This window comes from Novosphingobium sp. MMS21-SN21R (assembly GCF_031846015.1).
Lineage (GTDB): Bacteria > Pseudomonadota > Alphaproteobacteria > Sphingomonadales > Sphingomonadaceae > Novosphingobium.
In genome coordinates, this window is sequence record NZ_JAVRDU010000003.1 from 502440 (window position 1) to 524915 (window position 22476).

A 22476-nucleotide genomic window follows, 5' to 3' on the forward strand; every position below is an offset into this window, starting at 1 on the left:
ATTATTTGTTAGCTTTACTTACAAAAATACGGGCGACGGGGCAAGCGTGTTGGCCGAGCAGGCGGAGAGCATGAAGGCGGCTTAGGCAATGATCCGTAGGGCCAGAAACGCGCGTGGTTAATTCACGTTAGGCCATGGCTGCTGACGTTCGCCGGATTCCGCAAGGCGATCGGAGAATACTCGCATGACCAAGCAAGTGCCGATGGCTGATTTCGTGGGGCAGGAACCGGTTTCCCTGGCCGATGCCGGATTGCTGGCGCACCGCTTCGAAGCCTTGGCCAAGGCGCTGGCGATTTGCCAGTATGAACCCGATGGCAAGGTGATGAGCGCCAATGAGGCCTATCTGTCGCTGACAGGTTTTGCCGGCGAAAGCCTGATCGGCCAGCCCTTTACGGTTCTGTTCGCGGCAGGATACGTGCCCGAGGACACTCTGGCATGGTGGGGCGTGCTGGCGCGCGGCCAGAGCCAGACGGCACTGCGCAGGCATGCCGCGCAGGACGGCCGCTCGGTGTGGCTGCGCGAGGTCTTCGTGCCGACGATGGAGGACGACCGTCTGGTATCGGTGCTGTGCTACGCAATCGACGTTACCGAGACGCATCAGCGTTCCGCCGAGCAGGCCGGGCAGATTGCCGCGATCAATCGCAGCCACGCCATGATCGAGTTTGATCTTTCGGGCAACGTCTTGTGGGCGAACGACAATTTCCTGAAGGCGATTGGCTGGTCCCTGCCCGAAATCAAGGGGCGGCATCACCGCATGTTCTGCGATGCCGAAGTTGCAGGGTCAGCCGAATACGCGATGTTCTGGGAAAAGCTGGCCCTGGGCGATCACGTCAGCGGCGAGTTCAAGCGCAAGCGCAAGGACGGCGCGGCGCTGTGGATCCAGGCCAGCTACAATCCGATCCTCGATCCCGAGGGCAATCCGGTGAAAGTGTGCAAGATTGCCGCCGACATCACTGCCGAAAAGCTCAAATCCAATGAATACGAGGCGAAAGTTACCGCGATGGGCCGGGCGCTGGCCGTGATCGAGTTCGATCTGGACGGCAACGTGCTGACCGCCAACGACAATTTCCTCAGCACCATGGGCTATTCGTTGCGCGAGATCATTCAACAGCATCACGCGATGTTCTGTTCGCCCGATTTCGTGCGGACGAAGGACTATGCCGAGTTCTGGCTCAAGCTCAATCGCGGCGAGCATCATGCAGGGCGTTTCCACCGCGTCGGCAAATATGACCGCGATGTGTGGATTCAGGCGACCTACAATCCGATTCTCGATCTGCATGGCAAGCCGGTGCGGATCGTCAAATTCGCTTTCGACATTACCGATCAGGTCAAGATGGAGCGCGAGATCGAAGCGCGCTCGGCAGAGCTCAGCGGGCTGGTCGAGCGGCTTTCAAGCTCGATTGCGGCGATCGGCGATGCCACCTCGACAGCAGGCGGGCTTGCCGAAAGTACGCGCGGCGATGCGCAGAAGGGCATGGAGGCACTGGCCAAGGCGATCGAAGCGATCGAACTGATCCAGACCTCTGCCTCCGGGATTGCCGATACGGTGGCGATCATCGGCGAGATTGCCGGGCAGACGAACCTGCTGGCATTCAACGCCGAAATCGAGGCGGCGCGCGCGGGCGAACATGGCGTGGGCTTCAGCGTGGTGGCGGGCGAAGTGCGGCGGCTGGCCGAACGTTCGTCTACCGCCGCGCGCGACATCAGCCGGTTGATCGAGGAATCGCTGGGCCGCATCGGGCTTGGCACCGCGCGCAGCCACGAGGCATCGAGCGCGTTCGACGGCATCGTTGATTCGGTGCAGCGCACCGGCAGCGCGATCACGGCGATCAGCTCGTCCGCCGCATCGCAGGAAGAAGTTTCGGCCGAAGTCGTGACGCTGATTACCCGGCTGGCCGCTGTGACCGGCGCCTCGCAGGGGACCGCTGCAGGCATGAACGGACGGTGACAGGGCAAGGGGCTCTCCCTGCGACGGGTTCTGCGCTGCACGGGCTGGCGCGGATCGGCACGCTGTTCCTGGCGGTTCCGATCGAGGGCATCCGCGAAGTGGTGCCGCACCCGGCGCGGCTGGCGGCGCTGCCCCGGACCCTGCCGGAAATGCGCGGCGGGCTGGACTTGCGCGGCGCGGTGGTGCCGGTGATCGACATTGGCGGGCTGGTTTGCACAGGCGCGGAAGACGATGGCCCGGAAGTGGCGCATGACCGCCGCGAGCGGGTGATCATGGTGCTGCGCACGAGGCGGGGCGTTGTCGGCATCTGCGTCGACGAAATCTGCGGGGTGGTCGATCTTTCGCGCGAGCGGCAGACCGTGTTTGAACTGGTGGCCAGCGATATCGGTGCATCGTGCGGACTGGTGGCGGCGGGCTTTGCCTGCGACGGGCGCACAGGCGTGGTGCTGGACACGGAGGGGCTTGCCGCGCTGCCGGGGCTGATCCTGGCCGAGGACCGGCTGGTGGCGCAGACCGGGCAGGCCCTGGGCGGGCCGCCGGTCCTGATGTTTGCCGTGGGCGCGCATCGCTTCGGGCTTTGCGCCAACGCGATCGAGGCGACCTTGCCGCGCGGTGTGGTGCTGCCCGGCCCGGTGGCCGATCCGGTGTGGATCGGGCGGGTGAAGTCGGGCGGGAGCCTGGTGCCGCTGATCGATACCTTGCGCCTGCTCGGGCTGGGGCAATGCCCGCCCGCGCGCGAGACAGCGAGCGTGGTTGTGCGGCTGGCGGGCGGCGGGCGCGTGGCGCTGTGCATCGACAGCGTGATCGACATGGTCCGGCAGGGGCCGGATGCCGCGTTCGGGATGCAGGGCTTCAGCATGGGCGAAGACGGTGGCGAAGGGTTGATCACGGGCATCCAGCCGGGAACCCCGCCAACCCTCATCCTTGGCTCCGAAGCGCTGGCGGCCCATCCGCAGCTGGCCAATCTGGCAAGCCTGGCCGAGCGCGATGAGCGTGAGGATTCGGGCGAACGCAGGATGCGCGGCAGCGACCCGCTGGCGTCGCGGCAGCCGTTCCTGATTTTCACGCTGGGCGATGACCAGCACGCCGTATCGCTCGATCAGGTGACCGAGATCCTGCCTTACGATGCCGCGACGATGATCGACTTGCGCCACGCTGAAGGGCCATTCAGCGCGATGATCGCGCACCGGGCGGCGGCGGTTCCGGTGATCGGCTTCGGCGCGGGCGAAGCGGGGCGGGCAGATGGCGCGAATCCGGGCTACGTGATGATTGCCGGGACCGGACCGCGCCGCGCCGGATTCCTGATCGACGGGCTTTGCGCGGTCGAGCGACATGCGATGCGGCGGGTTGCGAGCGGCGGTGCGGCAGCGCGCGCTGGCTTGCCCGGCCCGGTGATCCGCACGCGCGAAGGGCGCACATGCGCGGTGCATGATCTGGTCGCGATGATCGACCGGGTGCATCTGGCCTCATCCGGCGCGCGGGTCTGATTCCGGCGGCGCGGAATGAGACTTTTTTGCATTGCTCCCATATGGGTGATTTTATGGCACGGCGCGGCGTTCACAAGCGGCGTTTGAATTGCCGGACAGGCAAGCATTAGAGGGATCACCGATGACCGACGCGGAGCTTGCCGCCCACCTTGCCGACCACGCCGGACGCCTGCTGCTGGCCGTGCGCGAAGCCGCGATGTTCAGCCCCAAGGCGCTGGGCAAGGCGGGGGATGCGACCGCCAACCAGTTCCTCGTCCACGCCTTGCGCGAGCAGCGCCCCGATGACGGGCTGCTTTCGGAAGAGGAAAAGGACAACCTCGACCGTCTGGGATTTGCCCGCACATGGATCGTCGATCCGGTGGACGGCACGCGCGAATATGGCGAGGCGCGCGCCGACTGGGCGGTGCATGTGGGCCTGGCCATCGACGGCGTGGCGAGCATTGGCGCGGTCGCGCTACCGGGATTTGGGCAGGGCGCGGGGCTTGTCCTGCGCACCGATCAGCCGCGCGATGTCCCGCCTGCGCCCGAACGGCTGCGCATGGTTGTCAGCCGCACCCGCCCCGCGCATGAAGCGGTGGCCGTGGCCGAACTGATCGGTGCCGAACTGGTGCCGATGGGCAGCGCGGGCGCCAAGGCGATGGCGGTGATTCTGGGCGATGCCGACATCTATCTGCATTCGGGCGGGCAGTTCGAATGGGATTCGTGCGCGCCGGTGGCCGTGGCGCTGGCGCACGGGCTGCACTGTTCGCGCATCGACGGCAGTCCGCTGGTCTACAATCAGGCCGAAACCTATATGCCTGATCTGCTGATCTGCCGGAAGGAGCACGCCGAGATGGTGCTGGGCCACGTTGCCGCAGTCCACGCGGGAATCAAGACGGGCGACTGATCAGGGGGCGATGCCCCAGTCGCCGATGATCCGGACGACGTGTTCGCAGCGATAGGGCTTGGGCAGGAAGTGTTCGGCGTCTGACAGGGGGCGGGTCATTTCCGCATAGCCGGTGGCGTAGATCACGCGGATGCCTGGGACGATTTCGCAGGCACGGCGGCCAAGTTCCCAGCCATCGACCGAGCCGGGCATCCGCACGTCGGTGAACAGCACGTCGAAAGTTTCACCGCGGTTGAGGATGGCCAGGGCCTCGTCGCCGTTGGCGGCCTCGGCCACCGCAAAGCCGGCGTCGGTGAACTCGTCTACGGCAAGTTCCCGCACCAGAAATTCGTCTTCAACAATCAGCAACCGTGCCATCATTATCCTTGGCGTCTTCCCCGGCGTTTCCGATGTTCTGTCCGGCGAACAAAAGCCTTACGACAGTTCCTGTTCCGGGCGTAGAGTCAAATTCCAGCCTGCCGCCGGTCTGCGTGACGAAGCCATAGACCTGACTTAATCCCAGTCCGGTACCCGAACCGACCGGTTTTGTCGTGAAAAATGGCTCGGTTGCCCTTTCGAGTGTGTCAGGCGCCATGCCGCAGCCGGTGTCCCGCAGGGCGAGCGCGACCTCGCCACCTGCCAGCGCGCGCGTCGACAAGTGGAGTTCGCCGCGATGATCGAGCGCGCCGTCCATCGCATCGCGGGCATTGAGCGCGATGTTGAGAATGGCGCTTTCAAGCTGGCTGCGATCAAGTTCGAGCAGCGGAAGATCCGGGGCGAGATCGCAGCTGACGACGATATGCTCGCCCATCGTGCGTTCGAGCATGGCGGTGATCGAGCGGACCACGGCGTTGAGGTCCACCTCCTCGCGCGAGAGCGGCTGCTTGCGCGCGAAGGCGAGCAACTGTCCGGTGAGCGTGGCGGCGCGTTCGCTGGCGGCGAGCGCATTGGTGAGGCTGCGGGTCACTTGCGGCTGCTCGGCCGACACGCGCAGGGCGCGCTCAAGATTGCCGCTGATCACGGTGAGCAGATTGTTGAAATCGTGCGCGATCCCGGCGGACAGCTGGCCGACGGCCTGAAGCTTGTGCGACTGGCGCAGCATTTCCTCGGCGCGCTCGCGCTCGGCCACTTCGGCCTTGAGCTGGTCGAGCGCCAGTTGCAGCTGGCGGGGCGAGGGCAGGGCCACGAGTTTGGGCAGCATCGGCCAGAGCGCGATGGCGGTGCCGATCGAAACGAGCGCGGTGAGCGCCTTGACCGCGCCTTCCAGCCCGTAGGCCGGCACCCACAGGACAAGAATGCTGAGCACATGGGTGGTGCCGCAAGCGAGGATGAAGGCCGCGAACAGCGCGAGAATCCAGCTCATCTCGATATCGCGGCGGCACCTGATGAACAGCCACAGCGCGATGGGGATCGAGAAATAGGCCGCCGCGATCACCGCGTCGGCCAGGACATGGGTCCAGATCAGCGCCGGGTCCCACAGCAGGCAATAGCCGTGCGGGGCAAGGCCCTGAAGGAACAGATAGCGATGGAGTCCTTCGAACATCGTCATCCCTTGTGCTGTTTTTTCCGGATCGACCTTGGATATAGGCTAACACGCTGATGTCCATGCTGAAACCGGGGGGGATGGAACGCGCGGGACATGCCATGACGCGACGTGCAAGTTGTCGATAAATCCGCTATGGAGGTGACATGGCGAATCTTGGGGGTTCCGCACGGTCCGGAGCGCAGTTGCGCGAAATTGCGGCGCGATTGCGCGAGGCTTATGTCGTCCCTGTCTCGGACGACCTGACCATTTCCGATCTGATGGCCGCGCTCGACAGCCCGGAGCTGCGCGCGATCCTGGCCGAGATGCAGTGTTTGCGCGACGAGGAACTCGCGCAGCTCGAACGCCTGCTCTCGCGCCACGCGGCCAACGACCGCTAACCTCTTTGCTTCGTTGCACTTTGCGCGATTGCGCCGTCCGGCAATCCTGTGCAGGTTGTTTGCCAGTGTTCAGGGGGACTTGGCTTGCGTAGCGGATTGCGGCTTTCGGCGATTGTACTGGGCTTGATGGCCGGACCGGCATGGGCCGGTGAGGCGGTGCTTTATGGACCGGCGCCAAAATGGGTGGACTTGCGCGCATCGGGTGCGATCGAAACACGCTCTGCCACACCGCTGGCCTTGCTCGACGTGCAGCACCGTATCGAGGGCGAGACGCTCACCGCCTATGTCGATCAGGCGATCAAGTTTGCCAGTCCCGAGGCATTGACTCAAGGCGGCACGAGCACGGCGGCATGGCTGCCCGACAAGGGCGACCTGACCGTCCACCGCGTCGAGATTCTGCGCGGCGGGAAAGTGATTGATCTGCTAGGGGGCGGGGCGCGCTATGAGGTGCTGCGCCGCGAGACCGGCCTTGAACGCCGCCAGCTTGACGGGCAGTTGACCGCAACGCTGGCGATTCCGGGCCTGCAACTGGGCGACGTGCTGCGAATTGCCTATAGCCAGACCACGCGCGACAAGGCGCTGCAGGGCAAGGTCCAGATCGATACGCCGCTGCTGACGCTGCCGGTCGAGGCGGGCTTTGCGCGCACGATGGTATCCTGGCCGGAAGGCGCGCCGGTCAAGTGGCAGGCGGGTCCGGCGGTTACCGGCGCGGCTGAAACCGTGAAGCAGGGCTGGCATGTGGTGACGCTGCAGATGCCACTGCCCAAGCGTGACGAGATGCCGGCCGCAGCCCCTTCGCGCTTTGTCCGTTCGCCGTCGCTGGAAGTGACGAACTTTGCCAGTTGGGAGGAAGTCTCGCGCGTGTTCGCGCCGCTTTATGCCACCGGCGAAGCCCTGCCCAAGGGGAGTCCGCTGGCCGGTGAAGTGGACAGAATTGCCGCAGCCAGTGCCGATCCGCTGACGCGGGCCGCGTTCGCCACGCGGTTGGTGCAGGACAAGATCAGTTATCTGATGAACGGGATGTCGGGCGGGAATTATGTTCCGCAGGCACCGGCGCAGACGTGGGAAGCGCGCTTTGGCGATTGCAAGGCCAAGTCGTTGCTGCTGCTGACCCTGCTGCGCGCCCTGGGGATCGAGGCTGAAGTCATCGCGGTGAACAGCCGCACCGGCGATGCGGTGCCGGAATCGCTGCCGATGCCTGCCGCGTTCGACCACGTGATCGTGCGCGCGATGATCGGCGGCGTGCCCTATTGGCTGGATGGGACCGCCACCGGGACACGGGCATCGAACATCGCCGAGACGCCGCCGTTCCGCTTTGGTCTGCCGATCCGCGCTGACGGGGCTGCTCTGACAGCGATCGAGCCGCGCGCTCCGGCGTCTGCGGTGATGGTCGCCCGGATGGAGATCGATCAGCGTGCCGGGATCGATATTCCGGCGCTGGTCACCGCGACGTCGACGATATCGGGCATGATGGCGAGCAATCTGGGCGCGGCGGTGCAGCAGGCGAGTGCCGAGCAGAAGAAGCAGATGATCGATTCCTTCGCGGGTTCGATTTTCAAGCAACTGTCCTCGAACGGCGTGCTGGTGACAGACGGCGACATGCAGTTCGACCCTGAGACGGGACTGGCGCAGATCATGGTCAAGGGTATCGTGACCAGCCAGTTTTCCAACCGCGACGGGGCCAAGCGCCTGGACCTGTCTGCGATGTCGAGCGCGAACATCACGGTCGACTTCGACCGTTCGCGCGCGGCGTGGCGGGCGGTGCCGGTCGATCTTGGCGGGGCGCGGCGGCTGCGTGAGGAATTTGTCGTGCTTCTGCCCGAGGACGAACCGGGTTTCCGGCTGGGCGGGAAGCCCGACTACGAGGCCACGTTTGCGGGCACGACGATCACCCGCAAGGGCGCGCTGGACGGTAGCCGCCTGACCGTGAGCGAGGAGCAGATTGCGCTCGGCGGGGAACTGGCAAGTGCCGACTTGCCGGCCGAAAAGGCCAAGGCAATGCGCCTGCGCAATACCGTGCCGTTCCTGACCTCGCCGCTCGGCGCTGCGCGATCTTGGCGTTATGGCACACCGCGGCTCAAGGCGCGGCTGGCAGCGGTCGAGGCCGCCTATGCCCGCGCCATCGCGCGTGAACCTGCCGCCGAACAGACCACCGCGCTTCTGGCGCGCGCCCACTTCCGTGCAGGCACATACGATCTGGAAGGGGCGATTGCCGATTATGACAAGGCGATTGCGCTTTCGCCCGATGCGGAAACCTATTTCCGGCGCGGAGCAGTCAAGAAGGAACTGGGCCGGACCGACGCCGCGATTGCCGATTACCGCGAAGCCTTCGCGCTGGCACCCGGCGTCAATACGGCGATGCCGCTGGCGGACCTGCTCGGGGCTGCGGGCAAGAGCGAGGAAGCGCTGCGTCTGCTGACCGAATATGACGACATGGGCGACGAGCATGTCGGCGTGGTGCAGGTGCGCGCGGATGTCCTCGCCCTTGCGGGCAAGCGCGAGGAAGGTCTGAAGGAAATCGCGGCGCTGATCGAGGAGAAGCCGGGCGACACCTCGCTGCTCAACGCATCGTGCTGGTTTCGTGCGCGGTTCCGCGTTGGCATGGATGGGATGATCGAGGTGTGCAATCAGGCGGTCGAACGCGCGGCGAACCCCGGTGCGGTGCTCGACAGCAGGGCGATGGCCTGGATTGCTGCGGGCAATATGGCCAATGCGCTGGCTGATGCCGAGGCGGCAGTGAAGCTCTATCCCGGGCAGGTGCCGACGCACTATTTGCGCGCGGTGGCGGCTGCGGCACTGGGGCGGCCTGAGGCGGGCGCCGACCTCGCCTATTTCCGCAAGGTCATGCCGGGGATGGTGCAGGAATACGCGCGCTACGGGATCAAGCCCTGAGACGGGGCCATAGCTGCTTGACCGCGCCATTCCCATATGGGAGCGAAGCGGGATGGCCTTTACTTCTGCCGACCAGCGCGAGCTTTACCTGCCCCTGATCGAGGGGATTCACGAGACGCCGCCGTTTGGTCTGTTCATGCGCAATCTTGTGGCGCGGACAGGCGCGCGGCGGGCGTTCATGATCGTGACGCTGGCGAATGCCGCGCCGGACCAGCAACCCGCCGTGCTGCACGTGGCCGCACCGCGCGCCGCGCAGGAGCCGCCGCTCGATTACATGCGGCTCTATGATCTGCGCCTTCACCGCTTCGGCGCGTTGCGGCCAGAGCGGGTCTATGCGCTCGACGAGATGCTCGATTACGACGATCCGGCGCTGCTGGCGGTCCAGCGCGCGGCGCTGGCGGACATGGAGATGCGCCACGCGCGGTTTCTGCGGGTCAGCGCGGGCGATGCCGCCGATGCCTGGCTGGTGCTGGTGCGGCTGCGCGAGGACTTTTCGGCCAGCGCCGTGGCGACGATGGCGAGTATCGCGCCGCACCTGGCATCGGCGTTGCGCACGCTGGTGGCGCTGACCGGGCAGCGCCTGCAGACGGCGCTGGCGCAATCGGCGCTGGCGCGGCTGGGCATCGGCCAGATTGCCATGGACGCGGGCGCGCGGGTCATGGCCGCCGATCCGCAGGCCGAGGCACTGCTGGGCTTTCTGCCCGATCCGGCAGGCGGGGCGGGGCGGCGCTTGCAGGTCCTGCCCGATGTGGCGCGCGCGCTGGAGCGGTCTTGCGCAGAGCTGGCGCGGGGGGAAGGGGGCGCGGTGCGCGTTGTGCGGATCGACGCGCGGCGCGGGATCGACCTGCTGCTGCGCCGCGCCGACCTGTCGCTGGCCGAGCCTGCCGCGCGGCCGCAAGTGATCGGCGTGTTGCGCACCGAGCGGCGCGAGGAGGCCCCCGACGGCGCAGCGGCACTGCAGGCGGTGCATGGCCTGTCCGCGCGCGAGGCGGCGCTGGCGCAGGCGATGTCGTGCGGGGAGCCGCTGGTGGAGGCGGGGCTGGAACTGGGGCTGACGGTGGAAACCGCGCGCAACTATTCCAAGCGGATCTACGGCAAGACCGGGGCTGCGGGGCAGGCCGATCTGGTGCGGATGGTGCTGACCGGCCTGGCTCCGCTGGCGTGAGTGCCTTGCGGGTTCGCAGGTGCAGCACCATGTGTGGGGCTTGATCCGCCGGAGTGCCGCGCTTGACCACTGCCCGAACCCGTATGCCGACGCTGTTCCTCAATCATGGCGGCGGGCCGTGGCCCTGGCTGGAAGGGCCGATGCGGCAGGGCTATGCCCGGCTTGAGGCTTCGCTGCATGGGCTGATCGCCACGCTGCCGCAAGCGCCGCGCGCGATGCTGGTGGTGTCTGGCCACTGGGAGGAGGCGGTGCCGACGGTATCGTCTGCCGCGCAGCCGCCGATGCTCTATGATTATTACGGCTTTCCCGAGCATACCTACCACATCCGCTATGACGCGCCGGGCAGCCCGGAGCTGGCGGCGCGGGTGCGCGATCTGCTGCGCGGCGGCGGGATGGTCTGCGCCGAGGACCCGGCGCGCGGGTTCGATCACGGCACGTTCTCGCTGATGCAGCCGATCCGGCCTCAGGCCGATATTCCGGTGGTGCAGATGTCCTTGATGGAGACGCTCGATCCGGCGGCGCATATCGCGATGGGGCGGCTGCTTGCGCCCTTGCGCGATGAAGGCGTGGTGGTGATCGGATCGGGGCTTTCGTACCACAACTTGCGGGCGTTCGGCGCAGCGGGGGGAGTGGCGGCAGCGGCGTTCGATGGCTGGTTGCGGGCAAGCCTTGTCGGCGCGGACGCTCCGGCGCGTGAGGCCGCGCTGGAGGCGTGGGACAAGGCCCCTGCGGCCCGCGCCGCGCATCCCCGCGCCGAGCATCTGCTGCCGCTGATGGTGGCGGCGGGCGCGGGCGAGGACGGGGCCTGCACGCTCGAGTTCCATCAGGGCGATTTCTTCGGCGGCCTTGCGATCAGCGCGTTCCGGTTTGGTTAGAAAAACGGCACGAACACCGCCCATGCCGCGAGCGGGCCTGCCCCGACGATGATCGCGGCATAGACCATCAGCTTGCGCAGCATCGCAGGGCGCTCGTCCTCGGGCGTGTTGGCGACGATCAATGCGCCGTTGGTCGAGAAGGGCGAGGTATCGACGATGGTGTTGGCAATCGCGATGGCCGAGACGACCGCGATGGGCGAGAGCGCAGAGCCTGCCAGCACCGGCACGGCAAGCGGGATGATCACGCCGAGCAGCGCGGTGGACGAGGCGAAGGCCGAGACGACGCCGGCGAGATAGCACAGCAGCAGCACCGCCAGCGCCGCCGATCCGACCGTGCCGATCATCGCGCTGACCGCGTCGAGCGTGCCCAGCTTGTCGAGCAGGGAGACATAGATGACGATGCCCGAGATCAGCAGGATCGTCGACCAGTCGACGTGTTTTAGCGCGCCGTCCTGCGTGCGCGGGGCGACCACGGCAAGGGCGAGGATCACCATCAGGGCCATGAAGCCGATGTCGACCTTGAACAGCAGCGCGCCGGTGGCAAGCGCGGCAAGGCCCGCCAGCGTCCACGCGTGATCGCGGGTGAGGGCCATGGGCAGCGGGATTTCGTGCGCTTCGGCCAGAGCGGCGGCGGTGCGGCGCGCGAAAAAGGCCCAGATCAGCAGCGCGATGGCGGCGTTGAACGCGGCGCTGGCGAGGAACAGGAACATGGGATCGGGCGCGATGCCGCTGGACGCCAGCACCTTGTTGGTGATGCCGCCATAGATCGAGATCGGCGAGAAGCCGCCTGCCTGCGCACCGTGGACCACGAGCAGGCCCATCATCAGCGCGGAAAAGCCGTGAACGCGGGCAAAGCGCAAGGCGATGGGCGCGACGATGGCGACGGCGGCGGGGCCGACGGCGCCCAGCGCGGTCAGCACGCCGGCGACCGTGAACACCAGCGCCGGCAGCAGCGCGGTGTGCCGACCTAGCGCGTGGGCGGTGCGCGCAACCAGCCAGTCAATCGCGCCGTTGCGGCTGGCAATGCCGAACAGGTAGGTGATGCCGAGCAGGGTCAGGAACAGGTCTGCGGGAAAGCCCGCCAGCACATCCTTGACCGCAAGGCCCCCGCCGAACACGCCCAGACCCAGAGCGGCGGCAAGGCCGATCAGCCCCATGTTGACCGGTAGCCACACGGCGGCGGCAAAGATCGCGATCAGGATCACGACCGACAGGATGATCATTGGCAGGCGTCCCCTCTTCTGAACCCGTTTGCGCCAACGGGAGTTGTGCGGCTTACGCCTTTCCCGCGAACAATCCTGCGTGCTCTTCGCGCAGCACATTCTTCTGGACCTTGCCCATGGCGTTGCGGGGAAGGTCGCTGGCGAAGATCACCGCGCGGGGCTGTTTGAAGCGGGCGAGGCGGTCCTTCAGGGCGGCGAGGACGGCGGCCTGGTCCAGCGCCGGATCGGCGGCGCGGACGACCGCGACGACCCCTTCGCCGAGATCGGGGTGAGGCACGCCGATGACCGCGCTTTCGGCAATGCCGGGGATTTCGTCGAGCGCCGCTTCGACTTCGGCGGGGTAGATGTTGAAGCCGCCCGCGATGATCAGATCCTTGGCGCGGCCGACGATGTGGACATAGCCATCGGCGTCGATCAGGCCCATGTCGCCGGTGATGAAGAAGCCGTCGGCGCGGAACTCCTGCGCGGTCTTTTCAGGCATCTGCCAGTAGCCGCAGAACACGTTGGCGCCGCGCACTTCGATGCCGCCGATCTCGCCTTGCGGCAGGACCGTGCCGCTTTCAGGGTCGGCGATGCGCAGCGCCGTGCCGGGCAGGGGGAAGCCGACGCTGCCGGGTTTGCGGAGGCCGTGATAGGGGTTGGACGTGTTCATGTTGGTTTCGGTCATGCCGTAGCGTTCGAGGATCGCCTGCCCGGTCAGCGCGCTGAATTCCCTGTGGGTTTCGGCAGAGAGCGGCGCGGAGCCGGAGATGAACAGGCGCATGTGAGCCGCAAGATCGCGGGTGAAGCCGGGGTGCGACAGCAGGCGGGTGTAGAACGTCGGCACGCCCATCAGCACGCTCGCCTGCGGCATCAGGCGGACGAGGTCATCGGCATCGAACCGGGGCAGGAAGATCATCGCCGAGCCTGCCGCGATGGTGGTGTTGGTGGCGACGAACAGTCCGTGGGTGTGGAAGATCGGCAGGGCGTGGAGCAGGCGGTCTGCGGCGGTGAAGCGCCAGTATTCGCGCAAGGTCAGCGCGTTCGAGGCAAGGTTGGCGTGGGTGAGCATCGCGCCCTTGCTGCGCCCGGTGGTGCCCGAGGTGTAGAGGATCGCGGCGAGGCCATCGGCGGCAAGCGGGGCGGGGGTGAAGGCTTCAGGCTGAGCGTCTGCTGCGCTGACGAGCGTGCCGCCGGTGCCCTGTGCGTCCAGCGTTAGCAGGGCGGGGACGCCTATTTCCGCGCACAAGGCGGCGAGGGCGGATTCGTCTTCGGGGCGGCAGAGCAGCAGTGCGGGGGCGGCATCGCCGAGGAAATAGCGCAGCTCGCCGGTGGTATAGCCGGTGTTGAGCGGGAGATAGACCGCGCCCGTCTGCAGCGCGGCGAGCCATGTCAGCAGCGCGGTTTGCGACTTCTCGGTCTGGATGGCGACACGGTCCCCCGGCTGCACGCCAGCCGCGCGAAAGGCGCCCGCGATCTGGGCGGAGCGGCGGCGGGCGGCGTCGTAAGTCAGGATGGTCCCATCGGCGGCGATCAGGAACGGGGCTTGCGGTGCGCTCTCGCATGTGGCGAGAAACAGCGAGAGCATGTCGGCAGGTGTTTCAGGCAAGGCAGGCACTTTCGCGGGTCTGGAGAATTGTCGGGACGGGATGGCGGATTCCGGGCGCTGCGTCCAGAATGTGCATCAGCCAAGGAGTGCGACGTTGAGCGAGTCCCTGATCATTGCCTGCCCCGCCTGCGCCAGCCTGAACCGCGTGCCGGTGGAGAAACTGGGCGGCGGCAAGTGCGGGCGCTGCGGCAAGGCCCTGTTTGACGCGCATCCCGTGACGCTGACGGCCGCGAACTTCGAGGCCCATGCCACGAAGAGCGACATTCCGCTGGTCATCGATTTCTGGGCAGCGTGGTGCGGGCCGTGCCGCCAGATGGCCCCGGCGTTCGAGGCGGCAGCGGCGCAGCTCGAGCCGCAGGTGCGGCTGGGCAAGCTCGATACCGAGGCCGAGCAGGCGCTGGCTGCGCGCTACGGGATACGTTCGATCCCGACGCTGGCCATCGTCCACAAGGGCCGCGAAGTGGCACGGCAGGCGGGCGCGATGCCGGTTGGGGCGATCGTGCAGTGGGTGCGGGGGGCTAGCCGTAGCTGACGCTATGCGGCTTTGGGCCAACATCAGGGCCGCCATGGGCACCGGCATCGGACTGAGCGCAGTGAAATTTCACGCCGAAATGCACGGCGGCAAGGTTTTCTTGCGAAGATAGGAGGGGAGGGTTCGACGTTCACGCTGAGTCTTCCGGCGGGGTGACATCACCCGAAGGCGTTACCGTTCTTGACACGAACATTCGTTCTAATTAGACGAAATCAGCCCGTTCTTGCGGGTGACAGCCTGGTGATCGGCGCAAGCCGGTCTGGGATGGTGCGCTTGGCACCAGCTGCAGGCCCAACAGCTTTGTGCGGGCATGCCCGCTCGTTGGTGCGGGCATACAGCAATCGAACAATCGGCGGTGCCTGCTCCTCAAGGGGAGAACCAGTATGTCCGATTTCATCCAGAATGCCTGGTACATGGCCGCATGGGTTTGCGAAGTGCCCGATGGCGGCTTTCTTGCCCGCCGGTTGCTCGACAGGCCTTGGCTCCTTTTCCGCAACCCAGACGATAGCTGGGCCATGATCGAGGATCGCTGCCCCCACCGGTTTGTCCCGCTGAGCCGGGGGAAATTTGCTGATGGGCGGGTTACGTGCGGATACCATGGATTGGCGTTCGATGGCAGCGGACAGTGCGTAAACAATCGCTTCGGCGAAGTGCCGAAGGGCGCGAGCGTCGCCAAATGCCGTGTCGTTGAACGCCACGGAGGCTTATGGTTCTGGGCAGGCGATCCGGGGTTGGCCGATGCCGACGCCATCCCTGACTTCGCCTTCATCGACGCCGGTCCGCCAATCGAGCGTGCACAATATGTCATGGGCGTGAACTACCAGCTCATTGCCGACAATTTGCTCGACCTCAGCCACGCCGAGTTTCTGCATGTTGAAAGCTTTGGCACGAATGGTTCCCTGTTCAGCCACGGCAGGCAGTCGGTCGTGCAAGACGCAAGCGGGGCCATCTGGAACAAATGGGACATGACTTCCGCATCCCCGCCGGGTTGGGCCGCGCCTATGCTGGACGATGGTGATCGCATCGATCAGGCATTGCATATCCGCTGGCATGCCCCTGCCAGTCTTGCGCTGTTCATCGAAATTCGCAGGGCGGGAACGGCAGAACCGCTCGTTCCGCCAATGGCCAATCCGCATATTCTCACGCCCGAGACGCCGGGTTCCACCCATTACTTCTTCACGCACGAGCCGGGGCCTGAGGCAGAAGCCATGGCGCGGCGCGTCTTCCTCGACGAGGATGAGCCAATGATCACCGCGCAAGCCGGTGCGATGGACGAAGCGGATTTCTGGGATATGCACCCGCTCATCCTTGCTTCGGACAAGGCAGCCATTCTGGCTCGGCGCAGATTGATGCAGATGCACAAGGCGGAGATGCGCTGATGGGCAACCGCCGGACCATTCGGCCCATCCCCCGCTCAAAACACCTGTTTCACGCTGGCGCCGAAGGTGTGACGGGCGGCTTCGAGCGCTTCTGCGCCCGGCAAATTATGGGCCTGCGGTGAACCCTTGGCGGGCTTGGGCGTTGGGCGGGGATGGAGGAGTGCCGATGAAGGTCTGTCTTTTCGCAGCCGCCGGGCTTGCGTTGCTTGCCACACCCGCGCGTGCGGAGTGGATGAACGGGGAGCAACTGGCGGAGGTCTGTTCGACCACGGTGCCGGTCGACCGGGCGATGTGCCTGTCCTACGTGATGGGGGTGATGGACGGGGTGCGCTATCTGGATGCGCCGCCGCGCACGCCGGTGGGCACGAGCGCGGGCGAGCTGCGCGATGTGGTCGTGGCTTATCTGGGTGAACATCCCGAGGCGCGCGCATTGCAGGGGCGCGAGATCGTGCGGGCGGCGGTGGTGGCGGCCTGGCCCAGGATCCAGCCCAAAGCGGCGGTCAGGAAGGCTCCGGTGCGCAAGCGACGGTCCTGAGGGTGGGGGTGCGCGGGTCCTTCGACAGGCTCAGGACGAACGGGGCTTTTTAAGAGGCTGGTCCCAGATTCCGTTCGTCCTGAGCCTGTCGAAGGACGCCCGCCTAGAGCATCAGTTGATCCCGGTCGGCCATGGCGGCAACGAGTTCTGCGCGGGCGGCGGCGCTGCGGTATTGGGCGTCGATTTCGCGGATGGTGGCGTCGGCCAGCGCTTCCTCGCGCAAGTTGACGACGAGGAAATCGCTTGCGCCCAGCGCATAGCGGCGGCGTTCGGCTTCGGCCATGCGGCGCGACAGCGCGGCCTCGCTGGTGGCGAGTTCCGCAAGGCGTTCCGCACCGTCCATCTGGGTGCGCAAGTTGGCGATTTCCACGCCGATCTGGTCTTCGAGCAGGCGCAAGCGGTGGCCGAGCGCGTCCTGTTCGGCGGCAACTTCGGCGATGCGGCCGCGCGCGGCGCGCTGTTCGAGCGGGAGCGAGAAGCGCAGGCCGATCAGGGCTTCGGCAGGGGTGCGAACAGGCGAGCCGGGGCCGATGTCCTTCGATCCTTCGACGCGGAAATCGAGCCGGGGGCGCAATTCATTCTGCGCGAGCGCCGCGCGGACGCCGTTCTGGTCGATCCGGGCGAGCAGGGCCTTGATGTCGGGGCGGCCCGCCATGGCTTCGGCGCGGTCGATCAGGCGCGGGGTGACGCCTGCGGGCATCGTCGCGGGCAGGCGGGCGGGTGCGGGGACGACGGGACGCCCGAGATCGTCGCGCAGGAACAGCGATAGCGCGTTGGCGAAGAGCGTCAGGTCCTGTTCGGCGCGGACCAGCAACGCTTGCCGCCGGACGATGTTCTGGCGGTTCTCGGTGCTCAGGATCGCGGGCCGCGCGCCGAGTTCGATCTGGCGGTCGATCGAGGCCTGGCGCTGCTCGGCCAGATCATAGAGTTCGCGCAAGGTGGCGACGCGCAGGCCTGCGGCGACCCATTGCTGCCAGGCCTCGATCGCGCGGCGCTGGACGCCGATGGCGATCATGTCGCGGTCGAGCGCGGCCAGGTCGATGTCGCCCTGGGCCAGTTCGAGGCGGCCCCGGCGCTCGTCTATCGCGCGGTCGCGCAGGAGCGAGAATACCGCGCCGACGCGGAACTCGCCCAGTTGGTTGGTGATCGATTTGCCTTCGTATGTGGGGAAGCTGCCGGTGGAGAGGCGGTAGCCGGTGTAGACCTGCCCGCCGTTGGTGGTGAGCGGGCGCGTGGCTTTCACGTCGGCAAAGCTGCCGTCGTAGAAGCCGAGCGCGCGGGCTTGCGCGTCGGCATCGAAGACGAGATCGAACTGGCCTTGCGCCGAAAGCGCGCGGGCATCGGCGGAGCGCTGGCGGGCCATGGCTTCGAGCACTTGCGGCGCGTGGGCGGCGGAGGAGCGCAGGACTTCGGCCAGCGTCAGCTCTGCCGCGTGGGCGGCAGGCGCGAAGAGCAGGGCGAGCACGGCAAGGAGGCGGCGGATCATTTCGCCTCCTCTTCGTAGCCGCCTTCCGCCTTGGGCTTGGCCTTGGTCGCGTCCTTGTCGGACAGGGCCTTGGCAGCGGTGCCCTTGCGCGGGCCGGTATCGACCGGCACGGCGAATTCGAGCGGGAAATCGTTGAGCTGGCGCCACAGTTCGTAGCCGATGGTCACGGTTTCCATCTGGATCCAGCCGCGCACCTTCGATCCGAGGCGCACGAAGTTGCCGTCGGGCCAGGCAGGCTTGCCGGGCATGGGTTCGACCAGCACGCGGAACAGGCCGGTGGTCCCCGCCGAGGGATCGACCGACCGCACGCGGCCATCGAACATGCCTTGGGCGACAGACGGCCAACCGCTGAACTGGATCGCGGGCCAGCCTTCGAAATGGAGGCGGACCGCCTGGCCCGGCCGCACCAGCGCAACGTCGCGGCCATCGACCAGCAGTTCGACAATGCGCGTTGCACGATCCGGTGTGAGCGTGGCGAGCCAGTCTCCCGCGCTGACCAGCGTGGCTCCGGCGGCGGTGTTGAGCGCCTGAATGCGCCCATCGCGCGGGGCGCGGACAAGCTGGGCGGATTGGCGGCCAAGGGCGATGTCGACCTTGCTGAGCTTGGCGCGGGCCTCGGCCAGCTTGGCGGCACCGTCGGACACCTTGATCTGCGCGGTTTCGTAATCGCGGCGCGCGGCAAGGCCTTCGGCAAGGAGCTGGCCTGAACGACCGACATCGATCCGGGCGACGGCCATGGCCTGCTCGGTCGCGGCAATCTGGGCGAGGACTTGCGCGCGTTCGGCGGCAAGGCTGGTCAGGAGCGAGGGGTCGTTGTCGATGATCCGGGCGATGGGATCGCCCTTGCGCACTTGCTGGCCATCGGTGACGTACCAGCGCTCGACCCGTCCGGGGACAAGCGCGGTGACCTGCTGAACGCGGTCTTCGGGGTTGAGCGCTATGACCTCGCCCCGGCCCGGCGCGGTCTGCAGCCAGGGCACGATGAACAGCAGCGCGGCGATGACCGGGATGGTGGTGGCGATCATCCAGCCGAGCGCGCGGGTGAGGCGGGGGACGCGCAAGGTGGCGAGCGTGGGGAAGGCAGCAAGATTGCGGGGGGCAGTGGCCATGGCTCAGCGTTCCTGCCAATTGGTTGTCGCAGGATGGGCGGCGAGGTGGAGCAGGTCGGTCGCATCGGCGGCGCGGGCCTGGCGGTCCTTGCCGATCCACAGCCATGTGTCGCGGGTGAGGCCTTCGGGGCGCTCGGTGAATTGCAGGACAGTGGTGCCGTGCGGGCGCAAGGCCTCGAGCACGCTGGCGAGGCGGGCAGGCGGGAGCATGTCGTAGAGCGGCGAGAGCATCAGCACGCGGGGGCGGGCGAGAATCGCACCTGCCAGCTTGAGCGCCATCGTCTCGCCCACCGACAACGGCCAGCCCGAGGAGGAAAGCCGCGCATCCAGCCCGCCCGGAAGCGTTCCGATACGGGTATCGAGGCCGACGCGCTCGAGCGCTTCGAGCATGGCTTCGGGGCGGCCCGGTGCGCTGAGCGAGAGATATTCGCGGACGGTCATCTCGACGATGGTCGGGCGGTCGAGCACGATGACGTCTGAGCGCAAGCGGTACATGTCGAACGTGCCGAGATCGGCGCCGCCGACGCTCACGAAGCCGGTTTCGGGGAGGCTGAGGCGCTTGAGCAGAGCGACGAGGCTGCGCTCGACGCCGGGCGCGGCCAGCACGCCGACCTGTGCGCCGCTCTCTATGGCAAAGTCGAAGCGGTTGCCGGCGTGGGTGACGTCGCGCAGGCGAATGGCGCCGTGAAGCAGCGCGGCGGTCTCGCCCTCGGGCGCGGCTTCCTGCGGCACGTCCCAGAACAGGTGCAGCTCTTCGAGGCTGGCGGCGAGATCGTAGAAGGTTTCAAGGTAGGTGCCGAGCTGGGCGATTCCGTAGAACACGCCCGAGAGGATCAGTTCGGCGGCGACGAGCTGGCCGATCGAGAGTTCACCCTGCAGGATCAGCCATCCGCCCATCGCCAGCAATCCTGCACTCGCCGCCGCATAGAGCAGCAGGAGCGCGATGGTCTGGGCGAAGGTCTGGCGGAAATGGCGGCGGTGGGTTTCGACATAGCGCGCAGTCATGGCTTCGGAGCGGTCAATGGCGAAGGCCATGTGGCGGCCCGACTTGTAGATGCCGTTCGATCCGCCGACGCTTTCGAGCCAGTGGGCGGCGGCGTGCTTGGCGTGGCTCTTGGTGATCGCGGTGCGCAGCGAGGCATTGGCCCAGACGCGCCAGATCACGACGACGAGCAGTACCAGACCCGCATTGAAGGCGAGGAAGAACGGGTGGTAGAAACTGGTCACGACCAGGCCGACCATGCTTTGCAGGACGATTGTGAAGCCGCCGATCAGCAGGCTGGTCAGCGCCTTCTGCACCACGACCATGTCGAAGAAGCGGTTGAACAGATCGCCGCGCCGGGCATCGACGAAGAACGGGTTTTGCGCATGGACCGCGCGCAATGTGATTTCGGCAACGAGGCGCGCGAAGAAGCGGCGCTCGAACTGGGCGAGCAGGTGGACGCGGAAGGCGCTGAGGATTCCGGCGATCAGCAGCAGGCCGAACAGGATGGCCGCGAGGGTGAGCAGCGGCGCGGGCAGCGCGGTGTTGGCAACCGAGTTGATCAGCAGTTGCACCGAGATCGGCGTTGCCAGCGAGAGCAAGGATATGGCCGTGCCAAAGAGCAGGGCGAGCCGGATGAAACCGGCGTCTGGTCCGAGGACCTGGGCGGTCCAGCGGAAAAATTCGCGGAATGTGGGGACGGGGTGGTCGGCAGGAGAGTCGGCCATTGTGGTGCTGGCATCCGTTTTTCGCAGGTGCAGCAGGAATGGGGTGTGCGGTGTAACAATGTTGGAACCGCGTGTAAGCATTTGTTGCTGGATTGCGGATCTTGCGCGGAACCCGATACGGGCCGCGCCGGTTTCGCATCTGCACAGCGAGGCTTTGCCTTTTTCGGGGGCCCTGCGCTAAAGACCGGGCGTACGCTTGACCGCGCACGCCCGCAGAATGGGAAACCGCTTTCAGATGAACGACATGAGCACAATCCGCAGCTTTTCCGTGGGCGACCTGATGGCAGTGAGCGGGGTGCCGTTCGGCACCAGCGGCGTGCGCGGGCTGGCTGCGGCGATGACCGACCGGCTGTGCCACGCCTATGCCACCGCGTTTCTGCAGTATCTGCGCCAGATCGGAGAGTTTGCCGATGGCGGCCGCGTTGCGCTGGCGGGAGATCTTCGCATCAGCACGCCGCGCATTCTGGCGGCGGTGGCGACGGCGGTGCGCGATTGCGGGGGCGAGGCGGTGTTCTGCGGCTTCACGCCGACGCCTGCGCTGGCCTATCACGCGATGGGCATCGGCATCCCTTCAATCATGGTGACCGGCAGCCACATCCCGGCCGACCGCAACGGCATCAAGTTCTACCGCCCGCATGGCGAGGTGCTGAAGAGCGACGAGGCGGGGATCGTCGGGCAGATCGTGGCGATCGATGCGGCGCGTTTCGGGGCGGATGACGGGTTGAACGATCCGGTGGCCTTGCCTGCGGTGACCGGGGTCGAGGACGCCTATGTCGCTCGGTATGTCGACTATTTCGGGGCCGATGCGCTCAGCGGGTTGACCATCGGGGTGTACCAGCATTCGGCGGTGGGGCGGGATCTGCTGGTGCGCGCGGTCGAAGCGCTGGGCGGGGCGGCGGTGCCGTTCGGGCGTTCGACGGTGTTCGTGCCGGTCGATACCGAAGCGATCCGCGAGGAAGATATTGCGCTGGCGGCGGCATGGGCGGCGGAAAATGCCGTGGATGCGATCATCTCGACCGATGGCGATTCGGACCGGCCGCTGGTGGCTGATGCGGGCGGGGTGTGGCTGCGCGGTGATATCGTCGGTCTGCTCTGCGCGCGCGCGGTGAACGCCGACGTGGTGGTGACGCCGGTGAGCAGCAATACGGTGGCGGAACTGAGCGGCGCGGTGCCGCGCGTTCTGCGCACGCGGATCGGTTCACCCTATGTGATCGCGGCGATGATGGACGCGGCGGCAGCTGATCCGGCCTTGCGCGTGTGCGGATACGAAGCCAATGGCGGATTCCTGCTCCAGACGCCGGTGGGCAGTCTGACTGCGCTGCCGACGCGCGATGCCTTGCTTCCGATCCTGTCGGTGATCGCGGCTGCGCGGACGATGCCGGTGGCCGAAGTGGTGGCCGCGCTGCCGCCGCGCTATACGTTCTCGGACCGCGTGGCCGACTTTCCGCAAGCGTACAGCGCGGCGCTGATCGCGTTTCTTTCAGCAGGTGCGCAGGACGAGCAACTGGCGCGGATCGCGCGGGTGTTCGGGCCGATTGCCGGACTGCCGACCGGGATCGACACGACCGATGGCTTCCGCATGAGCTTTGCCGATGGTTCGATCATCCATTTCCGCCCATCGGGCAACGCGCCCGAACTGCGCTGCTATTCCGAGGCCGAGACGGAGGCCAAGGCGCGTGATCTCAACGCGCGGGCGCTGGCGCATGTGCTGAGCGATGTCATCGCCGAGGCGCTCAACACCTGAACGCAAAAGGCCGGT

At 66.7% G+C, this 22476-nt stretch carries 18 protein-coding genes; 11 read left to right on the forward strand and 7 right to left on the reverse strand.

Annotation, left to right across the window (positions count from 1 at the left end; translation table 11 throughout):
- The first annotated feature begins 184 nt into the window (after positions 1-184).
- The 3 genes from RM192_RS18450 to RM192_RS18460 all read left to right on the forward strand — a co-directional run bounded on the left by RM192_RS18450 (position 185) and on the right by RM192_RS18460 (position 4321).
- On the forward strand, positions 185-1948 hold the full coding sequence (locus RM192_RS18450; RefSeq protein WP_311509122.1) for a PAS domain-containing methyl-accepting chemotaxis protein: 1764 nt from the start codon (positions 185-187) through the stop codon (positions 1946-1948).
- A complete protein-coding gene (locus RM192_RS18455; protein WP_311509123.1) occupies positions 1945-3435 on the forward strand; it encodes a chemotaxis protein CheW in 1491 nt (496 codons plus the stop codon). Before RM192_RS18450 ends, RM192_RS18455 begins: the two co-directional genes overlap by 4 nt.
- Before the next feature lie 121 nt (positions 3436-3556).
- The gene (locus tag RM192_RS18460) at positions 3557-4321 is read left to right on the forward strand and encodes a 3'(2'),5'-bisphosphate nucleotidase CysQ (RefSeq protein WP_311509124.1); all 765 of its coding nucleotides are present in this window, start codon (positions 3557-3559) and stop codon (positions 4319-4321) included.
- Here RM192_RS18460 and RM192_RS18465 read toward each other — a convergent pair whose 3' ends face one another.
- The gene (locus RM192_RS18465; protein WP_311509125.1) at positions 4322-4678 is read right to left on the reverse strand and encodes a response regulator; all 357 of its coding nucleotides are present in this window, start codon (positions 4676-4678) and stop codon (positions 4322-4324) included.
- A complete protein-coding gene (locus RM192_RS18470; protein WP_311509126.1) occupies positions 4656-5843 on the reverse strand; it encodes an ATP-binding protein in 1188 nt (395 codons plus the stop codon). Before RM192_RS18470 ends, RM192_RS18465 begins: the two co-directional genes overlap by 23 nt.
- Before the next feature lie 146 nt (positions 5844-5989).
- Here RM192_RS18470 and RM192_RS18475 point away from each other — a divergent pair, with 146 nt between their 5' ends.
- The 4 genes from RM192_RS18475 to RM192_RS18490 all read left to right on the forward strand — a co-directional run bounded on the left by RM192_RS18475 (position 5990) and on the right by RM192_RS18490 (position 11155).
- Positions 5990-6223 carry a hypothetical protein gene (locus RM192_RS18475; RefSeq protein ID WP_311509127.1) on the forward strand — a complete coding sequence of 78 codons (234 nt, stop codon included), beginning with the start codon at positions 5990-5992 and terminating at the stop codon, positions 6221-6223.
- 84 nt (positions 6224-6307) lie between these two features.
- Positions 6308-9115: a DUF3857 domain-containing protein gene (locus tag RM192_RS18480; RefSeq protein ID WP_311509128.1), complete on the forward strand. Its 2808-nt coding sequence runs from the start codon at positions 6308-6310 to the stop codon at positions 9113-9115.
- 52 nt (positions 9116-9167) lie between these two features.
- Positions 9168-10280, forward strand: a complete 1113-nt coding sequence (locus RM192_RS18485) for a LuxR family transcriptional regulator (protein ID WP_311509129.1) — start codon at positions 9168-9170, stop codon at positions 10278-10280.
- 53 nt (positions 10281-10333) lie between these two features.
- Positions 10334-11155, forward strand: a complete 822-nt coding sequence (locus RM192_RS18490; protein ID WP_409233842.1) for a DODA-type extradiol aromatic ring-opening family dioxygenase — start codon at positions 10334-10336, stop codon at positions 11153-11155.
- Here the strand turns inward: RM192_RS18490 and RM192_RS18495 are convergent.
- Both RM192_RS18495 and RM192_RS18500 read right to left on the reverse strand, forming a co-directional pair.
- Complete coding sequence (locus RM192_RS18495; protein ID WP_311509131.1) at positions 11152-12378, reverse strand: SLC13 family permease; 1227 nt, start codon at positions 12376-12378, stop codon at positions 11152-11154. The two genes, RM192_RS18490 and RM192_RS18495, sit on opposite strands and share 4 nt — an antisense overlap.
- Positions 12379-12430: 52 nt before the next feature.
- Positions 12431-13966: a malonyl-CoA synthase gene (locus RM192_RS18500; RefSeq protein WP_311509132.1), complete on the reverse strand. Its 1536-nt coding sequence runs from the start codon at positions 13964-13966 to the stop codon at positions 12431-12433.
- 94 nt (positions 13967-14060) lie between these two features.
- Between RM192_RS18500 and trxC the strand changes: the two genes are divergently transcribed.
- The 3 genes from trxC to RM192_RS18515 all read left to right on the forward strand — a co-directional run bounded on the left by trxC (position 14061) and on the right by RM192_RS18515 (position 16412).
- Positions 14061-14498: a thioredoxin TrxC gene (gene trxC, locus RM192_RS18505; protein ID WP_311509133.1), complete on the forward strand. Its 438-nt coding sequence runs from the start codon at positions 14061-14063 to the stop codon at positions 14496-14498.
- A 383-nt stretch (positions 14499-14881) separates the two neighbouring features.
- Positions 14882-15877, forward strand: coding sequence for an aromatic ring-hydroxylating dioxygenase subunit alpha (locus RM192_RS18510; RefSeq protein WP_311509134.1), 996 nt, complete (start codon positions 14882-14884; stop codon positions 15875-15877).
- A 166-nt stretch (positions 15878-16043) separates the two neighbouring features.
- Entirely contained in the window at positions 16044-16412 is a 369-nt protein-coding gene (locus RM192_RS18515) for a Rap1a/Tai family immunity protein (RefSeq protein ID WP_311509135.1), read from the forward strand.
- A gap of 103 nt (positions 16413-16515) precedes the next feature.
- Here RM192_RS18515 and RM192_RS18520 read toward each other — a convergent pair whose 3' ends face one another.
- The 3 genes from RM192_RS18520 to RM192_RS18530 are packed head-to-tail and all read right to left on the reverse strand — an operon-like array spanning position 16516 to position 20717.
- A complete protein-coding gene (locus RM192_RS18520; protein WP_311509136.1) occupies positions 16516-17898 on the reverse strand; it encodes a TolC family protein in 1383 nt (460 codons plus the stop codon).
- Positions 17895-19007 carry an HlyD family efflux transporter periplasmic adaptor subunit gene (locus RM192_RS18525; protein WP_311509137.1) on the reverse strand — a complete coding sequence of 371 codons (1113 nt, stop codon included), beginning with the start codon at positions 19005-19007 and terminating at the stop codon, positions 17895-17897. Before RM192_RS18525 ends, RM192_RS18520 begins: the two co-directional genes overlap by 4 nt.
- A gap of 3 nt (positions 19008-19010) precedes the next feature.
- Entirely contained in the window at positions 19011-20717 is a 1707-nt protein-coding gene (locus RM192_RS18530; protein ID WP_311509138.1) for an ABC transporter transmembrane domain-containing protein, read from the reverse strand.
- A gap of 217 nt (positions 20718-20934) precedes the next feature.
- Between RM192_RS18530 and RM192_RS18535 the strand changes: the two genes are divergently transcribed.
- Complete coding sequence (locus tag RM192_RS18535; protein ID WP_311509139.1) at positions 20935-22461, forward strand: phosphomannomutase; 1527 nt, start codon at positions 20935-20937, stop codon at positions 22459-22461.
- Positions 22462-22476: the final 15 nt, after the last annotated feature.

What these genes read in the sequence shown, in the direction of transcription:
- RM192_RS18475 (WP_311509127.1), top strand. Translation starts at nt 5,990, where the DNA reads ATGGCGAATCTTGGGGGTTCCGCACGGTCCGGAGCGCAGTTGCGCGAA.
- RM192_RS18515 (WP_311509135.1), top strand. Translation starts at nt 16,044, where the DNA reads ATGAAGGTCTGTCTTTTCGCAGCCGCCGGGCTTGCGTTGCTTGCCACA.
- RM192_RS18470 (WP_311509126.1), bottom strand. Translation starts at nt 5,843, where the DNA reads ATGTTCGAAGGACTCCATCGCTATCTGTTCCTTCAGGGCCTTGCCCCG.
- RM192_RS18520 (WP_311509136.1), bottom strand. Translation starts at nt 17,898, where the DNA reads ATGATCCGCCGCCTCCTTGCCGTGCTCGCCCTGCTCTTCGCGCCTGCC.
- RM192_RS18535 (WP_311509139.1), top strand. Translation starts at nt 20,935, where the DNA reads ATGGGAAACCGCTTTCAGATGAACGACATGAGCACAATCCGCAGCTTT.
- RM192_RS18510 (WP_311509134.1), top strand. Translation starts at nt 14,882, where the DNA reads ATGTCCGATTTCATCCAGAATGCCTGGTACATGGCCGCATGGGTTTGC.
- RM192_RS18495 (WP_311509131.1), bottom strand. Translation starts at nt 12,378, where the DNA reads ATGATCATCCTGTCGGTCGTGATCCTGATCGCGATCTTTGCCGCCGCC.
- RM192_RS18460 (WP_311509124.1), top strand. Translation starts at nt 3,557, where the DNA reads ATGACCGACGCGGAGCTTGCCGCCCACCTTGCCGACCACGCCGGACGC.
- RM192_RS18525 (WP_311509137.1), bottom strand. Translation starts at nt 19,007, where the DNA reads ATGGCCACTGCCCCCCGCAATCTTGCTGCCTTCCCCACGCTCGCCACC.
- RM192_RS18530 (WP_311509138.1), bottom strand. Translation starts at nt 20,717, where the DNA reads ATGGCCGACTCTCCTGCCGACCACCCCGTCCCCACATTCCGCGAATTT.
- RM192_RS18450 (WP_311509122.1), top strand. Translation starts at nt 185, where the DNA reads ATGACCAAGCAAGTGCCGATGGCTGATTTCGTGGGGCAGGAACCGGTT.
- RM192_RS18465 (WP_311509125.1), bottom strand. Translation starts at nt 4,678, where the DNA reads ATGGCACGGTTGCTGATTGTTGAAGACGAATTTCTGGTGCGGGAACTT.
- RM192_RS18485 (WP_311509129.1), top strand. Translation starts at nt 9,168, where the DNA reads ATGGCCTTTACTTCTGCCGACCAGCGCGAGCTTTACCTGCCCCTGATC.